Annotated in this window: 20 protein-coding genes; 4 read left to right on the forward strand and 16 right to left on the reverse strand. The window is 46.2% G+C overall.

The genetic code is table 11. From position 1 onward, the window contains the following. Window position 1: 1 nt before the first annotated feature. The 8 genes from ABXR35_RS16765 to ABXR35_RS16800 all read right to left on the reverse strand — a co-directional run bounded on the left by ABXR35_RS16765 (window position 2) and on the right by ABXR35_RS16800 (window position 7,646). Window positions 2-229 carry a hypothetical protein gene (locus ABXR35_RS16765; protein WP_367063012.1) on the reverse strand — a complete coding sequence of 76 codons (228 nt, stop codon included), beginning with the start codon at window positions 227-229 and terminating at the stop codon, window positions 2-4. A 41-nt stretch (window positions 230-270) separates the two neighbouring features. Then, a complete protein-coding gene (locus ABXR35_RS16770; protein WP_367063014.1) occupies window positions 271-1,194 on the reverse strand; it encodes a type II secretion system F family protein in 924 nt (307 codons plus the stop codon). A gap of 7 nt (window positions 1,195-1,201) precedes the next feature. After that, on the reverse strand, window positions 1,202-2,143 hold the full coding sequence (locus ABXR35_RS16775; protein ID WP_367063016.1) for a type II secretion system F family protein: 942 nt from the start codon (window positions 2,141-2,143) through the stop codon (window positions 1,202-1,204). Then, window positions 2,133-3,479, reverse strand: coding sequence for a TadA family conjugal transfer-associated ATPase (locus ABXR35_RS16780; protein WP_367063018.1), 1,347 nt, complete (start codon window positions 3,477-3,479; stop codon window positions 2,133-2,135). The genes ABXR35_RS16775 and ABXR35_RS16780 overlap by 11 nt, the downstream gene beginning before the upstream one ends. After that, on the reverse strand, window positions 3,445-4,662 hold the full coding sequence (locus tag ABXR35_RS16785) for a CpaE/TadZ family protein (protein WP_367063019.1): 1,218 nt from the start codon (window positions 4,660-4,662) through the stop codon (window positions 3,445-3,447). Before ABXR35_RS16785 ends, ABXR35_RS16780 begins: the two co-directional genes overlap by 35 nt. A 36-nt stretch (window positions 4,663-4,698) precedes the next feature. Beyond that, window positions 4,699-5,520: a Flp pilus assembly protein CpaB gene (gene cpaB / locus ABXR35_RS16790; protein ID WP_367063021.1), complete on the reverse strand. Its 822-nt coding sequence runs from the start codon at window positions 5,518-5,520 to the stop codon at window positions 4,699-4,701. Beyond that, window positions 5,513-5,980, reverse strand: a complete 468-nt coding sequence (locus ABXR35_RS16795; protein WP_367063023.1) for a prepilin peptidase — start codon at window positions 5,978-5,980, stop codon at window positions 5,513-5,515. Before ABXR35_RS16795 ends, cpaB begins: the two co-directional genes overlap by 8 nt. Window positions 5,981-6,659: 679 nt before the next feature. After that, complete coding sequence (locus ABXR35_RS16800) at window positions 6,660-7,646, reverse strand: DMT family transporter (protein ID WP_367063503.1); 987 nt, start codon at window positions 7,644-7,646, stop codon at window positions 6,660-6,662. A 282-nt stretch (window positions 7,647-7,928) separates the two neighbouring features. Here ABXR35_RS16800 and ABXR35_RS16805 point away from each other — a divergent pair, with 282 nt between their 5' ends. Then, a complete protein-coding gene (locus tag ABXR35_RS16805; RefSeq protein WP_367063025.1) occupies window positions 7,929-8,807 on the forward strand; it encodes a LysR family transcriptional regulator in 879 nt (292 codons plus the stop codon). 171 nt (window positions 8,808-8,978) lie between these two features. After that, window positions 8,979-11,243, forward strand: coding sequence for a glycoside hydrolase family 88/105 protein (locus ABXR35_RS16810; protein WP_367063027.1), 2,265 nt, complete (start codon window positions 8,979-8,981; stop codon window positions 11,241-11,243). A gap of 159 nt (window positions 11,244-11,402) precedes the next feature. On the opposite strand, the gene clpB is transcribed toward ABXR35_RS16810, so the two are convergent. From clpB to ABXR35_RS16830, 4 genes are all read right to left on the reverse strand, one after another. Then, window positions 11,403-14,042, reverse strand: a complete 2,640-nt coding sequence (gene clpB, locus ABXR35_RS16815; RefSeq protein ID WP_367063029.1) for an ATP-dependent chaperone ClpB — start codon at window positions 14,040-14,042, stop codon at window positions 11,403-11,405. Window positions 14,043-14,282: 240 nt separating this feature from the next. Further along, entirely contained in the window at window positions 14,283-15,248 is a 966-nt protein-coding gene (locus tag ABXR35_RS16820) for a DnaJ C-terminal domain-containing protein (protein ID WP_436669384.1), read from the reverse strand. Window positions 15,249-15,522: 274 nt separating this feature from the next. Then, complete coding sequence (locus ABXR35_RS16825; protein WP_367063031.1) at window positions 15,523-15,972, reverse strand: Hsp20/alpha crystallin family protein; 450 nt, start codon at window positions 15,970-15,972, stop codon at window positions 15,523-15,525. Between the two features lie 193 nt (window positions 15,973-16,165). After that, window positions 16,166-17,056: a helix-turn-helix domain-containing protein gene (locus ABXR35_RS16830; protein ID WP_367063033.1), complete on the reverse strand. Its 891-nt coding sequence runs from the start codon at window positions 17,054-17,056 to the stop codon at window positions 16,166-16,168. A gap of 118 nt (window positions 17,057-17,174) precedes the next feature. On the opposite strand from ABXR35_RS16830, the gene ABXR35_RS16835 reads away from it, so the two are divergent. Continuing rightward, window positions 17,175-18,086, forward strand: a complete 912-nt coding sequence (locus ABXR35_RS16835; RefSeq protein WP_367063035.1) for an EamA family transporter — start codon at window positions 17,175-17,177, stop codon at window positions 18,084-18,086. A gap of 101 nt (window positions 18,087-18,187) precedes the next feature. Here ABXR35_RS16835 and ABXR35_RS16840 read toward each other — a convergent pair whose 3' ends face one another. Both ABXR35_RS16840 and ABXR35_RS16845 read right to left on the reverse strand, forming a co-directional pair. Next, a complete protein-coding gene (locus ABXR35_RS16840; protein ID WP_367063037.1) occupies window positions 18,188-19,144 on the reverse strand; it encodes an acetylxylan esterase in 957 nt (318 codons plus the stop codon). 92 nt (window positions 19,145-19,236) lie between these two features. After that, window positions 19,237-19,452 (reverse strand): hypothetical protein, encoded by a 216-nt coding sequence (locus ABXR35_RS16845; protein WP_367063039.1) that lies wholly within the window; start codon window positions 19,450-19,452, stop codon window positions 19,237-19,239. A gap of 385 nt (window positions 19,453-19,837) precedes the next feature. Between ABXR35_RS16845 and ABXR35_RS16850 the strand changes: the two genes are divergently transcribed. Then, window positions 19,838-21,037, forward strand: coding sequence for a DUF418 domain-containing protein (locus ABXR35_RS16850; protein ID WP_367063041.1), 1,200 nt, complete (start codon window positions 19,838-19,840; stop codon window positions 21,035-21,037). A gap of 170 nt (window positions 21,038-21,207) precedes the next feature. Here the strand turns inward: ABXR35_RS16850 and ABXR35_RS16855 are convergent, their stop codons facing one another. After that, complete coding sequence (locus ABXR35_RS16855) at window positions 21,208-21,654, reverse strand: GNAT family N-acetyltransferase (RefSeq protein ID WP_367063043.1); 447 nt, start codon at window positions 21,652-21,654, stop codon at window positions 21,208-21,210. Window positions 21,655-21,920: 266 nt separating this feature from the next. Beyond that, the gene (locus ABXR35_RS16860; RefSeq protein ID WP_367063045.1) at window positions 21,921-22,736 is read right to left on the reverse strand and encodes a GNAT family N-acetyltransferase; all 816 of its coding nucleotides are present in this window, start codon (window positions 22,734-22,736) and stop codon (window positions 21,921-21,923) included. Window positions 22,737-22,831 lie beyond the last annotated feature (95 nt).

A 22,831-nucleotide genomic window follows, 5' to 3' on the forward strand; every position in this document is an offset into this window, starting at 1 on the left:
ATTAGCCACCAATTTTAATTTTTTCAATTGCCTCTTTGATTTTATCCACTAAAGCCTGAGCGATGCCGCCGCCATCATCACTCATCAGACTCATCAATGCAATAATCAGAACAACAACTACTGCTGCTACACCTACATACTCAATCGCTTGTGCACCTTTTTCATTCTTGGTATATTGACCGATTGTCGATGCTTTGGCATACAGATACGAGCACATTTTGTTCAACATTGTTATTCACCTCCTCTCAAAAAATGTTTCTAGCTGTTCACTTATTGCAATGCATCCCATGAAATCCCGATGCCTTCTGGATTATAAATAAAGTTCAGTACAAGCAACCCGACAACACACAATAATACTGCCGGTAAAATTAAAAAGCTTGTAATGAGCGTTACTTTCGGCCCTGCTTTGGCTGCTTTCTCTTTCATCATGCCAATTCGCGTTTCTCTCATATCTGTAGACAATAATTGAAATGTCTGAGAGATCGGTACACCCAATCGGCTCCCCTGTACAAGCGAATTGACCAGCGTTTCCAGTTCACGACTCTGATTGCGATTCATCAATCTCACATACGCATCATCACGCGGAACACCAATATCTAGCTCCTGTTGAAAACGAACCAATTCTTCTTGCAGCGGTCCATCCATTTTGGACACAATCTGCTTCATCGCCGGGTCCATCGGTACACCTGCTTGAAGCGATACGCTCATCGCATCCATAAAGTCGGGCAAGTCCAGACCGAGTCGTTCTTGTCGTTCTCTGGCAGCAGCTCGAAGCCACAAAGAAGGGAAAATCAACCCGATCATAATAAATAGGATCAAGATGATTCCATTCCCAAATCCCGACCAGACTAATAAAGTTCCCAGTAGCAATCCTGTGAATACACATAAAAAGCGAAACCCGTAAAACGAATCAATGCGTAATCCACCAGGATGTCCAGCTAGTTCAATCTGCCGCTCAATTTTGACTGGATTGGTAAATAATCGAAATCGCAATCCTAGCGGAATCAATTTCTCCGACCAGGAAAACACTCTTTTTTTGAAACGCTCGTTAAATGTGGTACGTTCTTTTTTATCCGAAACCATGCCAAGCTTCTGACGCATCTTCAGACGATTCAGCTGGTAACGCCAGTAGAAAAAGACAGCCGCGCCCCATGATAGTAAGGCGGTATATAAAAAAGTATTGGTCCATATCATTATGCATTCACGCCTTTATATTGGTTACTTTGCGAATCGCCATAAAACCAATTAGCATCAGGATCACTACCACCACCAGCAAAATCAAACCTGGAATGGTAAACAACGGTGTAATGAACCCTTTGAAAACAATGTTAAATGCCACAACCAGAAATACGGGCATCAGAGCCAGAGTCAATGCAATATAACGGGACTCTGCTGTCTGATTGCTCAATTCTTTATTCATTCTTTCGCGTTCTTCCAATGTTTTCGCTAGCTGATCCATCGCTTTGGCGAGATTCCCACCTGCTTGGCGCTGAATGGTAATCGTCTGGGTTAGCAGGCGAATGTCGCGGCTACTGAATTTGTCAGTCATATCGCTCAACACGGTATCCATGGTATTGCCAAGCTTCAATTCTCTTGCCATGTTCTGAAAGAGCGGACCAGCAGGTGCCTTCAACTCTTCTGCTACCATACCGATTGCTTGCTGGATACTCATTCCGGCACGTATGGAGCTTCCTAGCATCCGGCATACTTCCGGCAACTGACGATCAATCTGGGCAGCAAATTTGCGCCGTCTGGATTTCAGCCATTGCGAAGATCCAATCGTAACTACAAAATAGGCAACGATCATATCCATCGGAAACCGCATCCCTAGTAGCACATTCAGCAAGTAGGTAATGACAAATAGCAATACACATTGAATTAGCACATAGTTAAAACCGGTAATGCTTAGATCGGCTCCGGTTAGCTTTTGCTCCCAATCTTTCCCGTAATCGGATCGATTGAATCTTCCCGCCCAACGAAGGTATATATTTTTTCGACTTTTCACTTCTTCTGTATGCAGTTCTGCAAGACGTTTATTCAGTAGTTTGCTTTTTCTGCGTACAGCAGATATTTCAAGTACCGCAAACGTAATTACCACTACAGTCAAAAACAGTAGAATCAAAAACCAGGTTTCAACTGTCATACCGAATCTCCTCCTCGGCAGGTTCAAAAAACGCTGCACCAAGGTCATAACCGAATGTAGTTAGCTTATCCGCACAACGTGGAACGTAGCCAGTTGTGACAAAGCTGCCTCGTATCCGTCCACTCGCTTCGGTTGAAATACGCTGAAAGCGGAAAATATCCTTGAGCTGAATGATCCCATTCTCACTAATCGCCTCGGCAATGGAGACAACTTTGCGTGTACCATCCGATAAACGCAGCGTCTGAACAACCAGCTGAATCGCAGACGAGATGAATGGTCGTACCACTTCGGCAGTCATGGAGGAATTGTTCATCAAGATCATCGCTTCCAAACGGGACATCGCATCCTGTGGACTATTGGCGTGGATCGTCGTTAATGATCCTTCATGACCCGTATTCATTGCTTGAAGCATATCCATCGCTTCGCCACCACGAACCTCACCGACGATGATGCGATCTGGTCGCATCCGCAAAGCATTTTTGACCAGTTGCCGAATCGTAATTTCACCAGCACCTTCCATATTGGCGGGACGCGCTTCCAGCGAAACGACATTTTTACGATTCAAGCGAAGCTCTGCCATATCCTCAATTGTAATGACACGTTCTCCAATCGGAATCGAAGCCGATACAACGTTCAGCAACGTCGTTTTACCACTACCTGTACCACCGGAGATAATAACGTTCATTTTGGCACCGACCATCGCTTCGATGAATTGCGACATTTTGGGAGTAAGCGTTTTGAATGACATAAGATGGTTGATGGTATACGGGTCTTTTTTAAATTTACGAATCGTGATGACAGGTCCATGCAGTGCAATTGGTGGAATAGCGGCATTGACACGACTGCCATCTTCCAAACGACCATCTACAAGCGGCGAGCTTTCATCAATACGGCGACCGATTGGCGCAACGATGCGATCAATAATATTGCGGATATGGTCGTCATTTTTGAAACTAATATCAGATAGCGTAATCTGACCTTTGCGCTCAATATAGATTTCATTTGGTCCGTTCACCATGATCTCGGTAATATCATCATCTTGTAACAATGGCTCCAACGGTCCAAAGCCAACAGAATCATCCAGTATCATATCCAGTAATCGAGTTTTGTCCATCTGGGTAATGATTACTTTTTCTTGATCCATCATCTCGGTAATCAGTTTCTCAATCGCCCGGCGTTTCTGATAATTGGGCAATTTAATTAACTGATCCAGATTGGTTTCTTTTAGCAAACGATTCTTGTAATGATTGAACAGATAATCGATATAATCCAGCGGTTTCTGTTCTTCGATTGCCTGTTCATCAAGCCTGCTGCTCAACTCTCGGAAGATCGACATGACGCTCTCCTCCTTCCTGTCCACTCAATGCAGCCTGCAATTGAATAAATTCTTTAACCAGCCCTTTTAGACTTTTCAGTTTCTCCTGACGTTCCATAATTAAAGGCATGCCTAGATTGGCACTCGTTTGCAATTTGCCTTTTACATCTTCTGTTATTGAACCAAGAACTGGCAAATTGATAATCTTCTCTACATCTTCTCGAGTGACATCAGAGCGACGACTGTATTTGTTAATAATCAAAGCAATCTGACTGGTATCGATCAAATGGTATCGATCCAAAATATTCAAAATACTTTTCAAACTGAGGATAGAGGACCGATCCAGATTCAATACGTAAACGAGTTGATCGGTCTGGCTGATGGCACTAATGGACACCTCATTCAACTCTCGCGGCAGATCAAGAATGATATAGTCAAAATTTTGCCGACAAACATTGAATAGCAACTCAATATCTTCTCCTGTAAAATTCTCCGCTTCCTGTGGATGTGCAGGAGACATAAGCAGATGAAGATTGGACGATTCCAGCTTGTATAATACGCTGCTAAGCTGGTTGAATGTTAATTCGTGCATGACCGATTTCAAATCGCCTAGATTGCGTTCGTATTCAATATCCAGATAATGCTGGATACCGCCAAATTGCAAGTTCAGATCAATTAGCAATACACGGGCATCTTTATTTTGCAAAGCCATCGCCTGCGCTGTATTGACACTGACTGTTGTCGTTCCTGCCCCACCTTTACTGCTATAGACCGAAATGATTTTACCGCCGCTTCTACCATGCTGCAGGAGGGGACGATGATCACTGCCGCGCAAAGCAATCTGTGAAGCCTTTTCCAGCATAGATTCCAGTTGTTCCAGTTCATCTGGAATGCGAAGCACATCCGTAACTCCGGCACGGTACATTTCACGAATACGTTCAAAATCCCCACTACGACTAAGGAAAATAACGGGCGCACCTGCATTTACTTTTTTCAATTGCATCACAATTGGCGTTAATTCGATCTGTTCTTCCGGTTCAGCAAATACTATAATTCGTGGCTCTTTCGGATGAATCTGCATATACGCTTCACGTGGTTTCTCAATCACTTCACCGAGCTGCATATTGTAAAAATGAATATTTTGAATGAGCTGCTGGGTCAGGCGCTCATTGCTTGAGATAATGGAAACTTTTACTGTAGACAAATGAGAACCCCCTCTGATGTTGAATATCTTGTTCTATTATTTGTTATTTTGCTGTTTGTCTGTAGTAGATTGACTAGATGTATTGTTGCTTTCTTTTTTCGACTCAGACTTCGCCTTTGCTGCTGAATCAGAATGATTGTTGGTAGTGGAAGTTGCTTTTTCACTAGCTTTATCGCTTTGATTGGATGAAGTATTGGTGGATGAGTTTTCATTTCCATCGCCTACATCCTTACTACTACCGCTTTTTAGCAAGCGTACTTCTTTCGCATAATTCAATGCCCAGATTACAGATTTGGAATCGCTAAGTTTGACAAGTACACCGATAGCTGTAATGTCACTCCCTGTTTTTTGTACACTATTTACAGTGACATCTTTAAGTAAAATTTTAGTTGTTCGTTTGTCTCCAGCCTGCCCTTTATCTCCTGCCTGCTGTGAATCGTAAGAGTACAGAATATCGACCTTATCGTATGCATCAATCTGTTCATCGAATACAGCCATTGGTGCTCTCATCATCACTTGACGATAATCACCTTTGACAAAGGTATTGTTTCGCAATACGGAAGTGGTAATGACAGAACCTTTGGTGATTGGCACAACCGATATTTTATTGGCAAGTTGCTGCTGATTGATAATCAATGAATCCATCATATATTTGCGTGGAATCTCTTGATCCGTCAGTAGTGAGGAATTGATGACTGTACCTGCTGGAATATCTTCAGCCGCTACCTGAACCGTAACAAATTCACCCAAGCTAGCTTTTGTTTCTCGCATATAGGTAGAAAACAAAATGACAGCTACAGCTCCGAGTACGATTGCCAGTAGCATAAATACAAATGCGCGTTTTTTGGATTCAAACATGAGCTTCGGCCACCTTCTGTAATAATGCTATAAGTAAAATTGTGCTCATTCCTATAAATGGTGCTAAAGGTAATTCTGCCGGAATTTTTAATTTGTCCGGAGCTACTCTCTTCAAAATAAGTAGCGGCCATGCCAGCAGTGCTGCCAGTGGAAAGGTAAACAGAAATGCCCAGATTCCTACTGACCATCCGAGGTATGCACCGATCATGGCAAACAACTTAATATCTCCACCACCAAGTTTTCCTTTGCTTATTATCGCTAACAACAAGGAAATACCCCCGAGACCGATTATTCCAGCAATAGGTTCCCACCATACCAGATCACCTCTCATCCAGTGCCATGACATAAAAATCAAAATTCCGGGTAATGTAATGATGTCTGGGATCATACGTTTTTTACAATCGGTAACGATACATATGATTAACAAAAGAAAAAAAACAATTTGAAAGGCATGATCCATCTCTGTCTCCCATGAAGTTGAAATTGTATTTCTGATTCCTGAATAAGTTTTACATGTTTTATTGTGTCCGAATTGTTACACGGGGTAAATAGAGCCATCTTCCCAGTATAAGGAAAATATAGATACTAACTTATAGTAAAATGCCGTTTTTGCTCTTTTTTTTACCAATAAAAGGTTACAAAGCTGTCTCTTTTGGGTAGGTTCAAGTAATTTCGACAAAAATATAGTTAGATTTCTATTTTGCTAAGTCTAAGGTTTGAATTCAGAAAGGTTCTAGGAACCTAGGAAAAATGAATTAATTTTATGCATTTTTATTATTTATTTTAAATAACGAAAATAATTTCATTATGCATGATATGAAATTATATACTTATAAAATTTGTAAAATTTGAGACAATAGGCTCTATTTTATTACACGAATATGTAAATGTATTCCTCTAATATGAAAATAAAGTATACCAACAACACAAAATCTACTACGTTTTGTGGTAATAGTGTGCAAACATAAATAAAAGGAAGTCTGCCTTATGCTCATCTAAGCAAAAAACAGACTTCCTTTTTATTACGCCTTGTATTCATTTATGATCAAACATACAACATCCATTCATCCTATCACGCACAATACTTCTCACCTACCACACCAAACCACTCAACTACATCAACCGTAGAGTGATCACGTTCACCCTTGCTTACACTCTGAACGTACACTCAGCACATCCGATGCTCGCGACTGACTCGCATCTTCCAAAATAGCCTTGGCTCGCTGCTTCCGGTTCACCAGTCCAATCCCAATCGCGATCAGTACTAAACCAGCGAACAGCGTCATCGTTACCATCTCGCCCAGCAGGAAAATACTAAATACATTCGCTAGCACTGGAATCGCGAACGTATACGATCCAACGGTACTCGCTTCCCCACTGTTCAGCAGCTTGAAGTACACGAGCCAGCCGCCAGCGATCACGAATACTGAGATGAACAGCAGAATGCCGGTAAACTGCGGTGTCCAGTGAATATCTTGCCAGTTCTCCGTACCGGCTCCCAGCGCCATCAATACAACGCCGCCAATAAGCAATTGCATCGTTAATGCCCATAATGAGTCGATGCGTGCGCTCTGTTTCTTCATATAAATGGTGCCGATTGCCCAGCACAGTGCCGAAGCAATCGCCATCATAATACCAAATGGCGACAATTCGCCCCCCAGACCGCCAGAGCTGATCACCGCTACACCAGCGAAGCCGCACAGCAGACCTATCGCTTTCATCATATACATACGCTCACCGAGCCACATCCATGAGAATAATCCCAACAATACCGGCTGTAAGAACACAATGGTCGAGAACAATCCGGCTGGCAAATAGCCGATACCAATCGTCTGCAATCCATAGTATCCGACAATATTAAAAATCGCCAGCACGGTGTATATGTGCCAATTGCGTTTCCATTGCAATGTCGAGCGATTGCGTAATGCCAGTGCCAGCAGTAGCACGCCGCCAATCAATGTACGCAGGCCAGAGAACAAGAGCGGCGGCACATCCGGTAGCGCCAGCTTGGTCAGCGGCCAGTTGATTCCCCAGATGGTAACGAGGAACAGTACGAGCAGTAGCGTTGTTTTAGGAGATAGCCCCTTGCTCTCTTGCTCTTGATTCGTTGCATTCAGCTTTTCCATTTTGCGTAATTCGCTACTCTGCCCGATCATCTGGCGCTTACGTTTTCCTTTCCATGACAAGCCAGTAGTCGTACCTCCATTGGACTGGCGTTGTATAGAATCTACTGAATGACCATGCCTAGAGGATGACGGATGATTGCCTGTATCTGTTGAATATTCGTTCATACCCTTTCTCTCCTATCCATATGTTCAAATGTACGTATCTCTTTCTATATTTATGTTAACTTTTTTGTTATGATAAATAAAATGAATCTTTTTCATGAAGGAGATAACGATTTTGTTATGACCATTACACAGATTATGATTTTTGTACGTGTAGCAGAAACGTTAAATTTTACACAGGCTGCACAGGAGCTGCATATGACACAGCCAGCAGTCAGTCATGCTATTGCCAGTATTGAAAATGAACTGGATGTACAGCTGCTGCTGCGTGACCGCAAAAAGGGCGTGCTGCTTACCGATGTCGGACAACGCGTTGTACGTGAATTCCGCTCGATTTTGCAAAGCATGAATCGGGTGGAGCAGCAGGTCGCTGCGGAAAAAGGTCTGGAAGTCGGTACGATCACGGTCGGCGCTTTTCCGTCGGCGTCGGCGTATTTTCTGCCACCGATTATCCACGAGATTCAGCAAAATTATCCCAAGCTCATCTTTGATCTGCATGAAGGCTCTACCAATGAAGTAAAGGAATGGGTGCATAGTCGCCGTTTGGATGCGGGCATTATTCTATTACCTGATCCGCTGGTCGATGCCATTCCGCTGCACTCTGACCATATGGTTCTGTTACTGCCAGACAACCATCCCCTGCAAAAGCAGCCGCAGATTACCATCCGGCATCTGCACGAGCAGGATATGATCCTATGCAAAGGTGGTCATGAGGTGGCGATTATGGAAGCATTTGACCAAGAGAAAAGCCAACTCAAAATCCGCTTTACCACTCACAATGTCAGTACGCTCGTGCATATGGTACGGCAAGGATTGGGCATCGGCATCGTATCCGATCTAGCACTGTCAATGTTCCCACATGAGCTGGTCGTCAAGCCCGTATATCCTGTTATTCAGCGGCAAATTGGTATTGCCGTACCTTCGCTAGAGCAAGCTTCACTGGCAACACGGCTGTTTATCAAGACGGCGCAGGAGTTGTTTGCAACCGAACCGGTATAACACCGGACGGATTGCATATTTTTTGTAAGCGTTAACAAAAATACATAGCATCTGTATGTTATGTCGTTTATACTGAAGATATATATACAACAGTTGAACAACAGTTTGGCAAAAGATGCTCTACGATGTGTTTTGTCTGTCATTTATCCGTGAAGGGGATGTCGATGCTGCATGACCACGTATTTTGATGAACCGCAGAGTATGTATTACCGTTTTGGAGAGGATCAGTCGCAGGTGCTAAAGGTGCTGGCGGAGCGATATATCGGTGCTAACGCACAGGCGGACTTTGTATATCGTGCCTTTCAGCGAGAGGGCATATTGCAAACGTCTGCTGGCTTGTATGATCTGAATCTGGGACAGCGATTCCCAGAGGCTCGTAAAGGGCAGTTGGTATATGCCGCTGGACTGGTCTGGGGTGATGAGGAACGTAATCTGGATGTGCTGCTGCGCTGCTATGGACCTGTGCGCTTTTTCTTTAACGGAGCGCTGCATTACCGTTCCAACGTTATGGAGGAGCTAGAGCCAGATGCTACGGTGAAGACGTCGATTGACATCAAGCCAGGCTGGAATACGCTGCTGTTGGAAATGAAATATACACCTGCTGGCTTTGGCTGCCAATTCGGATCGGATGAAGGCAAGGTACGAATTCTGAATGTGGTATCCCCTTTTGCGGAACGTGCAGGGCAGGCTGGCTGGGCGTACTCGGAACCGTTTCCCCCAGATCGCAACATACAACCGGAATCATTGGATCTGTTCGGTCAAGAGCAGGATAACGGTCTGCAATGGTTGCCGCGTCAGACGTGGAATGAGCAGGAGCAGACACTGCCTCCGCTAGAACGCATGTATGGTCGGACGGTGAATCAGAGTGTCTATGCGTGGACACGCATTCATCATACCGATCCGCAAAGTCATTCGGTTCGTCTGCACGGTCAAGCAAGCGGTCCCTTACACATCTGGCTACAACAGCAAGAAGCGGTGAAATTGGAACAGGCGGGAAGCTTCGATGTGACCGTTCCGATTCATTTTGGCTTGAACGATCTGCTGGTATGCAGTACCTGCAGCAATGCAGAAGCACCGTGGCAATTCACGATACATGTAGATGGCAAAGAACAGACCCTACAGCCAGAATTACCGTGGCGTATCCGCGGAACAGGTGAGGAAAATTGGTTGTATGCCGGACCGTTTGCTCATGGAGCGGAACCTGCACCGGAATGGATGAACCGGATGGATCGACTGTATGATTGCGATGGCAGCTCCGTTTCGCAGCATACATATTGGCGGCTGGATCGTCCGGGGACATGGATTCGACCATATTATGAAAATGCCATGCTCAGCAACAAATGGACGGTTGGACAGGTGACCAATTACGGACGCTGGGACTACCCGCTCGGTGTTACCATTTATGGATTGCTGCGAGCAGGGAACTACTTGAATCGTCCAGATATTGTCCGTTATGCTGCCGAGCATGTGCAATCCTGTACTGTAATGTACGAGTATTCGCTGTGGGATCGGGAGCAGTATGGCTTCCCTGCAATCAATCAGCAGCTCGTCATGCTGAAAATGCTGGATAATTGCGGCTCATTCGGCTCCGCGATGCTGCAAGCGTATGCTGCTTGCGAAGAGCCTACCTTTTTGCCTATTGCGGATCGGATTGCTGACTTTATGCTCACCCGATTGGAGCGGCAACCGGATGGTGCCTTTTACCGGAAATGTATTGGCGAATATGCTGCGAATACGATGTGGGCGGATGATCTGTATATGAGTACACCGTTTCTCGTTCGGTATGCCAAATTGACGGGTCGCACGGAAGCACTGGATGAGGCAGCACGCCAGTTTCTATTGTTCCGTAAATACCTGTATATGCCGGAGCAGCAGATCATGTCGCATGTGTATGATTTTAAATACAATCAGGCGACTCAGGTTCCATGGGGGCGCGGCAATGGCTGGACACTGTTCTCCTTGTCGGAAGTATTGGAAGCGTTACCAGAGCAGCATGCACAACGTGACGAATTGATCGCATTTTTCAATGATCTGTGTGCGGGGTATGCTGCATTGCAGGCAGATAGCGGACTATGGCATCAAGTACTAAACGAGCCAGATACGTATGAAGAAGCATCGTGTACAGCGATGTTTGCCTATGGCTTCGCACGCGGAGTTCGCTTTGGCTGGCTACGTGATCCGGGTATGTATACAGCCGCCGCTCAACAGGCATGGAATGGGCTGACCCGTTACGCCATCGACCGTCAAGGTAATGTGCATGGTGTATGCAGCGGCTCCCGATATGCCTTTACACCGGAATATTATGATCGTGATCTGCGTACGGTGACCAATGATAATCATGGCATTGGTATTATGATGCTGGCTGGAACAGAAGTCGCGCGGATGAAGCAGCATCTGGGACAGACGATTGGCGTATCGGATGGCATTTTGTCGTAGGGCTATTGTTCATTCTGGAAGCATCTGCAACAAATGACTTTGCATATCAAAAGCCGGATACAATGGCGGGTTTGTTTCCCGTTTGTATCCGGCTTTTCTTATCACATGTTCTCATTATAATAGATGCTGCTATTCTACGCTGTATGCAATGCTTCTATCTTATAGTGACGTGCCTACTGGATGCGCCGAAGACGCCGCAGCAATCTGTACACGCAATTGCCCATCCTGCACGGTCACATCTACTGTGGAACCCGGTAATGCTTCCCCAGCAATCAATGCACGGGCGACCTTCGTTTCCAATGCACGCTGGATAAACCGCTTCAACGGACGCGCACCGTATGCGGGGTCAAAGCCTTCGTCTGCAATCAGACTCGCTGCTTCCTCGCTAATCTGCAAGCCAATCTGACGATCATGCAGACGCTGACGCAGCCCTTCCGCCAGCTTGAGCACAATCTGACGAATCTCGCTGCGGTTCAGTGGCTTGAAGATCACAATATCATCCACCCGATTCAGAAACTCTGGTCGAAAATGACTATTCAACTCACGCAGTACCGTTTGCCGTACCGATTCAGGTATATCCCCGTCACGCTCCATCGCATTCAGCAGATGCACGGAGCCAATATTGGATGTCATGATCACAATCGTATTTTTAAAATCGACATTGCGTCCCTGCGAATCGGTCAATCGACCATCATCCAGTAATTGCAGCAGCAGGTTGAATACGTCAGGATGTGCCTTCTCCACTTCATCTAGCAAAATGACCGAATAGGGCTGACGGCGTACCGCTTCGGTCAATTGACCGCCTTCCTCATACCCAACATAGCCCGGAGGCGCGCCGACGAGACGGGAAACGCTATGCTTCTCCATATACTCAGACATATCGATACGGATCATATTCTCCTCACGATCAAACAGGGATGCAGCAATCGCTTTGGCAAGCTCGGTTTTGCCGACACCGGTTGGACCGAGAAACAGGAAGGAACCGATCGGACGATTCGGGTCCTTGATGCCAGCTCGCGAACGGATCACGGCATCGGCAACGAGTTGGACCGCTTCCTCTTGACCGACTACTCGCTCATGCAGCACCTCTTCCAAACGCAGCAGCTTCTCGCGCTCGCCCTCGACTAGACGACTAACAGGCACTCCTGTCCAGCGGGATACGATGTCGGCAATCTCTTCTTCAGTCACCGCCTCACGCAGCAATCGTCCTTCCTGCTCAGTTTGCGCCGCTTCTTCTGCCTGCTTCAATTGGCGCTCCAGATCAGGGATGATGCCGTAGCTCAGCTCGGCGGATTTGTTCAGATCGTATTCTTCCTGCGCCTTTTCTAGATCAAGCCGCGCCTGCTCCAATTGCTTTTTGATGATATTGATATGGTCGATTACTTCTTTTTCCTTATCCCAACGCGCCTTCATCTCTAGCTGCTTTTCCTTGAGATTCGCCAATTCACGCTGCAAATGCTCCAGACGGGATAGACTCAGCTCGTCGGTTTCTTTTTTCAAAGCGGCTTCCTCGATCTCCATCTTCATGATGCGGCGAGTGACTTCGTCCATCTCGGACGGCATCGAATCAATCTCAGTCCGAATCATCGCGCATGCCTCGTCGATCAGATCAATCGCTTTGTCCGGCAGAAAACGATCGGAAATATATCGGTCTGACAGCACGCCCGCCGCTACAATGGCGTTATCATGAATTTTGACTCCATGATGTACTTCAAATCGCTCCTTCAAGCCACGCAAAATGGAGATGGTATCCTCCACATTCGGCTCGCTCACAAGCACCTGCTGGAAACGACGCTCCAATGCAGGGTCTTTTTCAATATAGGTGCGGTATTCATCCAGCGTAGTGGCACCGATACAATGCAGCTCACCGCGCGCTAACATCGGCTTTAGCATATTGCCCGCATCCATCGCGCCCTCGGTTTTCCCTGCGCCGACAATCGTATGCAGTTCGTCGATAAACAGAATAATTTGCCCGTTACTCTGCTTGATCTCACGCAATACTGCTTGTAATCGTTCCTCAAATTCACCGCGATACTTCGCACCCGCGACGAGTGCGCTCATATCCAGCGAGAAGATCATTTTGTCCTTCAAGCCCTCCGGCACATCCTTGCGCACAATGCGATGCGCCAAGCCCTCCACGATTGCCGTCTTACCAACACCCGGTTCGCCGATCAATACAGGATTGTTTTTCGTTTTGCGCGATAGGATGCGAATGACACGACGGATCTCGTCATCACGACCAATCACTGGATCGACTTTACCCGCGCGTACATCGGCAACTAGATCGCGCCCATATTTTTCTAGCACTTCATAGGTAGCTTCTGGGTCCTTACTCGTAATACGCTGATGCCCACGAATGTCCGCGAGTGCTGAGAGTACAGCGTCGCGCTTCAATCCATGCTGGCGCAGCAGCTGGTACACATCCCGATTCCCTGCATCGTCCACTTCCAGTAGTGCCAGAAAGGCATGCTCTACCGCCACATACTCATCCTTCATCTCTACTGCTTCCTGCTCCGCTTGGTTCAATACAGCTAGCAGCCCTGCCGACGCATAACGGCTCACCGCTGATGATCCGCTAATGCTCGCTTTGCGGCGTAGCTGTTCATCGTTTTGCTGACTGATTACGTTAGGGGAGACATTCAGCTTATGCAGCAGCCGGGGGAGTAATCCCTCTTCTTGTTCCAGTAGCGCTTTGAGCAAATGGGCAGTGCCAATCTCCTGATGCCCCATACTAGTCGCTAGCGATTGCGCCATAGCTACCGCCTGCTGTAGCTTGTTGGTCAATTTGTTGTAGTCCATATCGATTCGCGTCCTTTCTGCTTACTCTGTATTCGTAGTCGTTTTGTTACGGTATAAAAAATCGAAAAAATGCTGTATGGTACATTCGGCAACATGTCCGATTCACACATACAGCAGGGAGATTGTTTGTATATAGCTACGTGATGATATAGCTAGGATATAAGGAAAACAGGTCGGTTATGCTCTGAATGCTCCATGTATGCAATCCAACACTGCTTCATCCCAAAGCATAACGTACTGTTAACGATTGCGCTTCATCTTTGCCCGGTAGCGGCTGGTACGGGATAATTCCTCGTATAGCTCGCGTTCACGTACACTCAGATCAGTCGGAACCACAATCTCAACACTGAGCATTAGATCGCCGTATCCGCTATCGTCGTCTTTTAGCCCTTTACCGGGAATGCGCAGCTTGCGCCCGGACTGGATACCGGCGGGAACCTTGACCCGTACACGCGATGTGTCCGGTAGCTGTACCTGCGCTTCTGAGCCTAAGACGGCTTCCCAAGGTGCAATTTGCAGAGTTGCAAGCAAGTGACTGCCATCCAGTTCAAAGGTGGAATGTGGGAGAATATGCAGCGTAATCAGCAGCTCAGTATCCGTTTGAATACCGTTCACGCCAGTTCCACGAACGCGAATGGTTCGGTCATTTTGAATACGTTCAGGGATTTTGACATGTATTTTGGAACCGCCGAGCTGTACCGGTAGTTGATCCCCACGGTATGCCTGCTCTAGCGTAATATTCATCGTGGCACGCGTTGTACGCTGCTGCGCACCGTTATTCCAGTATTCGCTGCCCAATCCGCTTGCCGCTTCACCAAATATATCGTAGCCATTCATCCGCTCACCGAAAAACATATCAAACAAATCCTCATCAACAAATCCTCGTCCAGCATTCGTCTGCTGCTCGCGCCATGCACCGGCACCACTGCCGCTACCTGTGGAACGCTGACCCGCTGAACTGCCAGCACCGCCTTCATAAGCACGACGCGCTGACTGGTACTTCAGCTTCTCGTCGTATTGTTGCCGACTCTTCTCATTGCCGATGACCTCATAGGCTTCAGTGATTTCCTTAAACTTGGATTCTGCCTGCTCATCCTTATTTACATCAGGATGCCATTGCTTGGCGAGTTTTTGATAGGCTTTTTTGACCTCCTGCTTGGAGGCGGTGGATGACACGCCGAGAATATCGTAGTAACTGCGGGACATATTCTCCCTCCTTTCCACAACGTTAACATACAGGTATAACGTAATAAACGGTGAAAAGGTGCATTATAGCCGTAAATATCTACAATGCACCTTTGCCCGATTCAGTCTGGATCGACTGATTATATGAAGTCTCCGGCTGTGCCGGTTGGTCATTATTATAATTTTGCTAAAACCCACGCGTAATTATGATCATTTTACCTACTTTTAAGCCATTTTGCCAGTTGCCTAAACAGTTGATGTTATACATAGGTTGATACAATACACAATCCGCTAATTATTCACCCGACTGAATTTCAATCGTTTTGCCCTGCGGACGCGGACGTTTTGGAATATGCAGCTTGAGCAATCCATCTTTTAGCGAGGCTTGAATCTGCTCTTCGGCAATATCCTGTACATGGAAACGACGTACATACTCACCATATCGACGCTCCATACGTACAACCTTGCCCTGCTCGTTCTCTTCGTTGTCCACCTGTTCATGACGTACAGCCTTAATTGTTAAATACGGTGCAGTATAGTCGATTTGAATATCTTCCTTTTGAAAACCAGGTAGCTCTGCTTCAACAAGATAAGCATCGTCCTGTTCACGAATATCGGTTTTGAAGGAAACGGTTGACGATTGGAACGGCGCCCAAAATTCATCCTGAAACACATCTTGGAAGGACTTCATCAGATGTCCAAATGCATCCTCACGACGTTTACCAAATGGAACCAGATCAAACATAAAGCATCCTCCTCTGTGAATATAATGAAAATGATGTGCAGTCAGAAAAGGCATGATGCTCATTTGACCTTCACTGACCTTACATCTTCATTATAGCTATGGGTTGTAGCACAGACAAAATGCGTATAGGTTCATTTACGATGATGAACGTTTATTTTCTATATTGTTTTGCATCCGTTTTTTGTTTTGCTCATTATTTGACCTTTTCTGACCTTTTTTTATAGCTTAGTGGAGTCATGTGCATCACACTGCGGAAACGCTCGATAAAATAACTTGTGCTGTTGAAGCCTACCTGATACGCCGCCTCTGTTACACTGCGTTCGCCCTGCAACAGCATTAGACTCTGCTGAATCCGATAATCCGCCACATAATTAAGCGGTGTTGTTTTTAAAAAGCGACGAAAATATCGGCAGCATTCCGAGCGGCTTAACGCTCCTGCCGTAGCAATCTCGTCCAGTGTCACTCTGTCAGCATAATGCAGATGAATCCATTCCAGCATCTGCTTCATACGCTGGCTTTTGACCATGTCTGCTGCATGGTATTCCGGCTGGAAGCCGTGGCTGATTAGGCTTTTCCAGATGGATGCTAGCTGTACCGCCAGTTCCATTTCAAAAAAGGCAGGTCGTTTCTGTAGCGATTGCCGGATCAAACGGATGGCTTGCGCAATATCATGCCCCCACGCCTGCTGAGGATCGATAAGCGTAAACGGCAAATTGGTTGCCTGAATATACGGCTGCACACAGCTTGCATATAATTCCTGTGTTGTTACAAACTGCGGAGCAACATCCAAGCAGATATAGGTACATTCATATCCCTGCACCGCTTCCGCCATATGCAGACATCCACTGTTGATAAACAATACCTCTCCTTCGCGTATATGCACCTGTTGATCCTGTACTTGAAATAATGCTTGCCCCTGCGTAATCAGCACAAACTGCAATTCATCATGCCAGTGCAAAGGAATATAGCCCTGCGCATGCTGACGAATATTCGTTTCATAGCAAGCAAGTGGCAATGTCGTCGTTCGATGCAGCGTCAACTCGCGCTGATTGCTTGTATCAATAGCAAAGCTGGTTGCACACATGTAACCTCACCTCAATCTGGTGTTATTTTTAGATGATATATCGGTATTTTTGCATCGTTCCTTTTATTATCCTAATCATATCATTGTATTTTATATGGAGAAATAAGGAGAAATGGGTATGGGATTATCATCTAGAAGTAAGGGATTATGGCTTGTAATTATCGGAGCGACTTGCTGGGGCATCGGCGGTACGGTTGCCAAAAAGCTGTTCGCTCAATTTGCCGTTGATGTCAATTGGCTCGTTAGTACGCGCTTGCTCGTAGCAGGTATCCTGCTGCTGGCGCTTCAATATATACTGAGCGGTCGTTCTGCCGTCTTCTCTGTTTGGACCAATAGATCCACAGCTAGACAGTTAATTCTATTCGGTTTGGCAGGTATGCTGGCTGTGCAATATACCTATATGGCATCAATTCAGCATGGTAATGCCGCAGTTGCAACTCTATTGCAATATTTATCGCCTGTAATGATCATTGTATACCTGCTGCTTCGTCGGCAAATGGCGTTCACTCCCCGTGATGGCATTATGGTATTCTTGGCACTGCTGGGCTGCTTCCTGCTGCTTACCAATGGTTCGCTAGCAGGTTTGACCGTACCAGCACCCGCGATCATCTGGGGCATATTGTCCAGTGTAGCTGCTGCTTTTTATACCTTATATGCTGCGTCGCTCGTCCGGCAGTACGATTCACTGACGATTGTAGGCTGGGCGATGGTGATTGGGGGCTGTGGCTTGAGCCTAATTCATCCGCCGTGGCAGACCGACTTTGCTCATATGTCATCGGTAATTTGGCTGTATATGGCATTTATTATCGTGTTCGGTACGATGATTGCCTTCTGGTTTTATGTAAAAAGTTTGCAATACTTACCTGCACGCGAAGTCAGTCTACTCGGCAGTCTGGAGCCGCTAGCAGCAGTGCTTACTACCGTGTTCTGGCTACATACACCCTTTGGATGGTTTCAATGGCTCGGTACTGCCTGCATTATCGGATTGATTTTGCTGCTGACCTTGAATCGTCAATCGACGGCAGCGTGATCATAACATGACAATATAGAAATACAAAAAACCGCGCAATCGATTCACGATTGCGCGGTTTGTATTACCTTATGCGTTGGAATTGAATACTCTACATCATATTATCCAAAATGCTGCTGCAGAAACTCCATCGTACGTCGCGTATGATGCGGTCCAACATAATGACCGTCAAACGGATACACTGCAATGTCCTTCGGTGCGCGGATACGATTATATGCTGCAAAGATCGTTTCCGGCAAACATACCATATCCTTCAGCCCACAGGATACAAGCAATGGAATCTTCACTCGGTCGCCCAGATTAAGCATATCGAAGTAGCTAAGCGTTTGCAGCACCTGACCAAGATGCTCTGGGTAACGACTGACAAACTGTGCCGCTTCCTTCAACGAGCTTTCCGAATTCAAAATGCCAAAATCCATATGACACATATTCGGAATATTAGCGACCGCAACTGCCGGAATATCACTTAGCGCCGCCGTAATCAGCGATAGTCCACCGCCTTGACTCGCGCCATACACGGCAATACGCGAAGCATCCACATCATGACGTGCGGCTGCCCATTCCACAGCTTTTAGCGCATCAATCGTAATTGCCAGATAATAAAACTGCTCCTTATCTAGAATCCCTTGTGTCAGCCAGCCTGTACTCATACCGAACTCCGATGGCATACGATTACCCGTCTCGCCACCTTGTCCGCGCACATCAATGGCAAATACGGCATAGCCCATTGCCGCCCACTGCGCATATTCCTCCGGGTATCCTTTACTGCCGGTGTACCCGTGATACATCACAATACACGGCAACGCTTCCTGCTCTTGACCAGCCGGACGGACAAACCAGCCCGACAATGGCGTATCGTCAAATCCTTCATATGTCACCTTGAATGCTTGTACCGCTTTCATCGGTGTCGGTTGTTCTTCCACATGATCATTCAGCGGCTTATCACGAAACTTCTCCAACGTCCGACTCCAAAATTCATCCAAATCGGCTGGCGCGGTCAACATTGGGGAATATTGTTCCAAATCACGTATTCTGCGTGCAATCGCATGGCTTATCATCAGGTCAGGACTCCTTTATCATCAATTCAAATGAAATGGCAGGTACGTCGTCTGGTTCATCTGCTGGCTGTCCTGTGTGATGAGCGCACCACCTATTTGTTCAGCTTGACGATCCAGCCGGTAATCATCCGAAAACAAAAACTAAAAATCGCCGACGGAATCAGCGCAATGACCAGCGTAAGCACTACACTACCAAAGCCTACGGTATCTGGGTTGTTGCGAAACTCCAGTACGACTAGCAAAATCGCCATAATGACATACCAGCCGATAAAATCGGACAGTCTAAAATTGGACTTGATCCAGTTCATGGTTCTCCCTCTTTACTCCAGAATAAGCCTGCACCACCGCAGCATGCCGGAGCGAAGGCTCAATATCCCCATGCTATCAATAAACGTGTTGGATGACAAGCCAGTATTGTAGGATAGACAACATTGTTGAATATAAGAAGGATTCTCTCCGCCATTGAGCACAGACTGGATGTAAATGGAAAATAAATGCAACGTAGCTCGCGTTTCTGTCGTAGTATCCCGTAGCTACACATAGCAGCCTTTTTTGTCATACTGAAGGTTCATCTACATAACGTCCGGCTAATTCTCCTTTCTATCTGAACGTAAGGAAGACAACCCTGTTCAAACTAGAAACAAAAATCACAGCTACATATCACCTACAACAACGATAAGATGGAGGTTTATCATGAACACATCTGGAACACGTTTACAGTTAGTGGATGCGATGCGCGGCTTTTCACTGCTCGGTATTATTATGGCGAATATGCTGATTTTTCAATATGGCAGTTGGGGACTAATGGATCTACAGGCTGTTTCTCTTACGACTCTGGATTATGTCGTTAATGGACTGTTGGAGGTATTTGTTGTCGGCAGCTTTATGCCGATTTTTGCGCTATTATTTGGCTTTGGCATTGTGAAAATGAAGGAGAGTTTGGAACGAAGACAATTGTCACCATATACGCATCTGAGCAGACGCTTTTTGCTGTTGATGCTAATTGGAATGGCGCACGCCTTTTTTATCTGGGAGGGCGATATTTTAACGTATTACGGGCTGTTTGGGTTTGGATTGCTGCTGTATCTTCGTTGTCGTCCAGCTACATTGCTAGTATGGACATCCATCGGATTTGGAGTATTGCTGCTTATGGGATTGGCGAGCGTACTAGTATCCGATTCCGGCAGCAGTATGGCAGAGGAACAGTACGCATTGAATATGCTGTCTGTGTATAGTCAGGGCAGTTATCTGGATATTCTGCTGCATCGTAATACCGTGACACCACTTGGATCGTCTCCGTTTAGCTTTTTGCTGATGTTTTTACTGATTGCTCTATCATCTATGCTGTATATTCCCCTGTTCTGGCTAGGAATGTATATGGCGAAAAAAGGTGTATTTGAGCAAGCGAGCACCAAACGCTTCTTTTATCTGCGCGGCATGCTAATTTTGCTCCCGCTTGGTTTGGCGATCAAAACACTACCATGGTTCATGCCGGTGCTGGAATGGGAAACGCTGGCGCTTTTGATTGGCGGTCCCGTACTCGCGCTGGGGTATGTGTTTGCTTTTGCGTGGTTATATGTCAAAGTGAGCGAACATCGCTGGATGAGTCACTTTGCCGCTGTAGGTAAGCTGTCGCTAAGCAACTATTTGCTACAAAGCATAATCGCTACCACCCTATTTTACGGCTACGGCTTCGGTTGGTTCGGGCAGCTTGGAGTGGCAGCAGGTGCTTGTGTAGCATTAGGGATCTATGCGCTGCAATGGCTGCTAAGCCCGTTGTATTTGCGCCACTACTCCTACGGTCCGGTGGAAAAGCTACTGCGTATGTGGACGAATCTATCCCGTAATGGTCAGCCAAAAGCTGCAACCAATGAAGTTCATCCCGCCTCATAACCATGCACGTTCTTATGGGTAGATTCTACTTACCCTTGTTCGTTGCAAATGATACCGACGGCTGGGTTGCTTATTGTACCAATATAATATGCAAAAAAGCTGCTTTTTCTTATCCCAGAAAAGCAGCTTTTTTGTCATCCCTATCATATTTAATTGCTCAATCTTCAAATTTACTGCAATGGCTTTACAAACCCTGTCGATCCTCCTGTATAACCCATATGACGATAAAAATCATGCGCACCTGTTCGCTCTTCGCGATTGCCGCTATTCAGCGTAATTGCCCGCGCACCCATCGTACCTGCCCAGCCCTCTGCTGCCTGAAGCAGAGCACGACCGATGCCACCACCACGAACCTTTTCATCTACTACCAACGCTCCAACACGGACATGCGTACCATCCCGTTCAAAACGCATCTGATGAATCAAGCCAATCATACCGACCACTTCGCCATCTGCTTCCGCGACATACGCCTGATAATCCTGATGCTCCTGCAATGCCGTAAACCGTCTGCGCAAATCGTCCTCCGACACCGGATAACCGAGTTGATCCATCAATATCGTCAATACCGGAATATCCTCCTGATGTGCTTCACGAATCACAAGCGTTTGCTGTTCCATAATGATGTACTCCTCTACAATATATTGGGTCAGGCGGATAGCTGCTATTTCATTCTCTTTTCAATGTGGGGGTGGCTTGCTTGTATTGCTCCATGTTGGGATAGCCTTCTGTAAGGCGCATAAGGATAGCGGGATTTATGCGTGTTGGCTAACCGATTGGTTTTCCCCATCACTTGTATGTATGGTATTGCAGCATCCTATATGGCAATATAGCACAACAATCATTCCCGTTTCTATGGCAGCAAAATAACGCTTTTATCAGATTGTTAGGTATTCTCTACTCTGTACCAATACCGATACGCATGCTGGAAGCCAAGCTGCTCATACAGTCTGCAAGCAGGTTTGTTATCCGCAACCACCTGCAAATACGCATATTGCGCCCCCATCTGCTTGCCCCAGTTGAGCAATTCATTCACAGCATAACGCGCCAGCCCCTGACGACGAAATGTCTCACCCGTCATCACATCATATATACCCACAAAATCCTCATCGCATACAGCAAGCGCACAAGCTGCGGGTTGGTCTTCTACATAAACGATGATTCCCCTATACGGACATTGACTGGCTTGCAGCAATTGCGGGATCATCTGCTGCGCTTGCTCCGACATTTCACCAATAACATCTGCCAGCTTGACCCATTCTGTTATTGAAGCAACATCCAGATCGGCATAGTGATGAGAAATAGTAAGTTGGTTAGCACCATCATATGGAAAATTTGGTATGCTCGCATGTTCAACAGAGTAGTCGGGTGTATTGCTATTCAGCGAAAGCCATTGCACAAGCGACAGATCGCGTTTGTCATAATGCTTTTGCTCCAATATCCGGTCAAATGATGCAGATGCTGTATCTTCGGTTAGTTTAAAAATCGTTGGCAGCTGCTTTGCACGATAATAGGCTTCACATTGCATAATGCTATTTGCCATATCTACAATACCCCCATCATAATCCAGTACACTGACTGAATTAGAGCGTTTGGTATAGCCTTGTGCCGTCCGAAGCGCCAGCCCTTGCAAAGTATAGGTATGCAGCGTCGCCCATGTGCGCAAACTGCTTTGCTCCAGTCTTCTATTGAAGTCATTCATACTCTGGTCCCCTTTCTACCTTTCAATATAAAATGAATGTCGCATAGAATAAATATTCATATTAATGAATAAAAATAATTATAAATATACTCAAA

It is taken from the genome of Paenibacillus sp. JQZ6Y-1 (genome assembly GCF_040719145.1).
GTDB lineage: Bacteria > Bacillota > Bacilli > Paenibacillales > Paenibacillaceae > Saccharibacillus > Saccharibacillus kandeliae.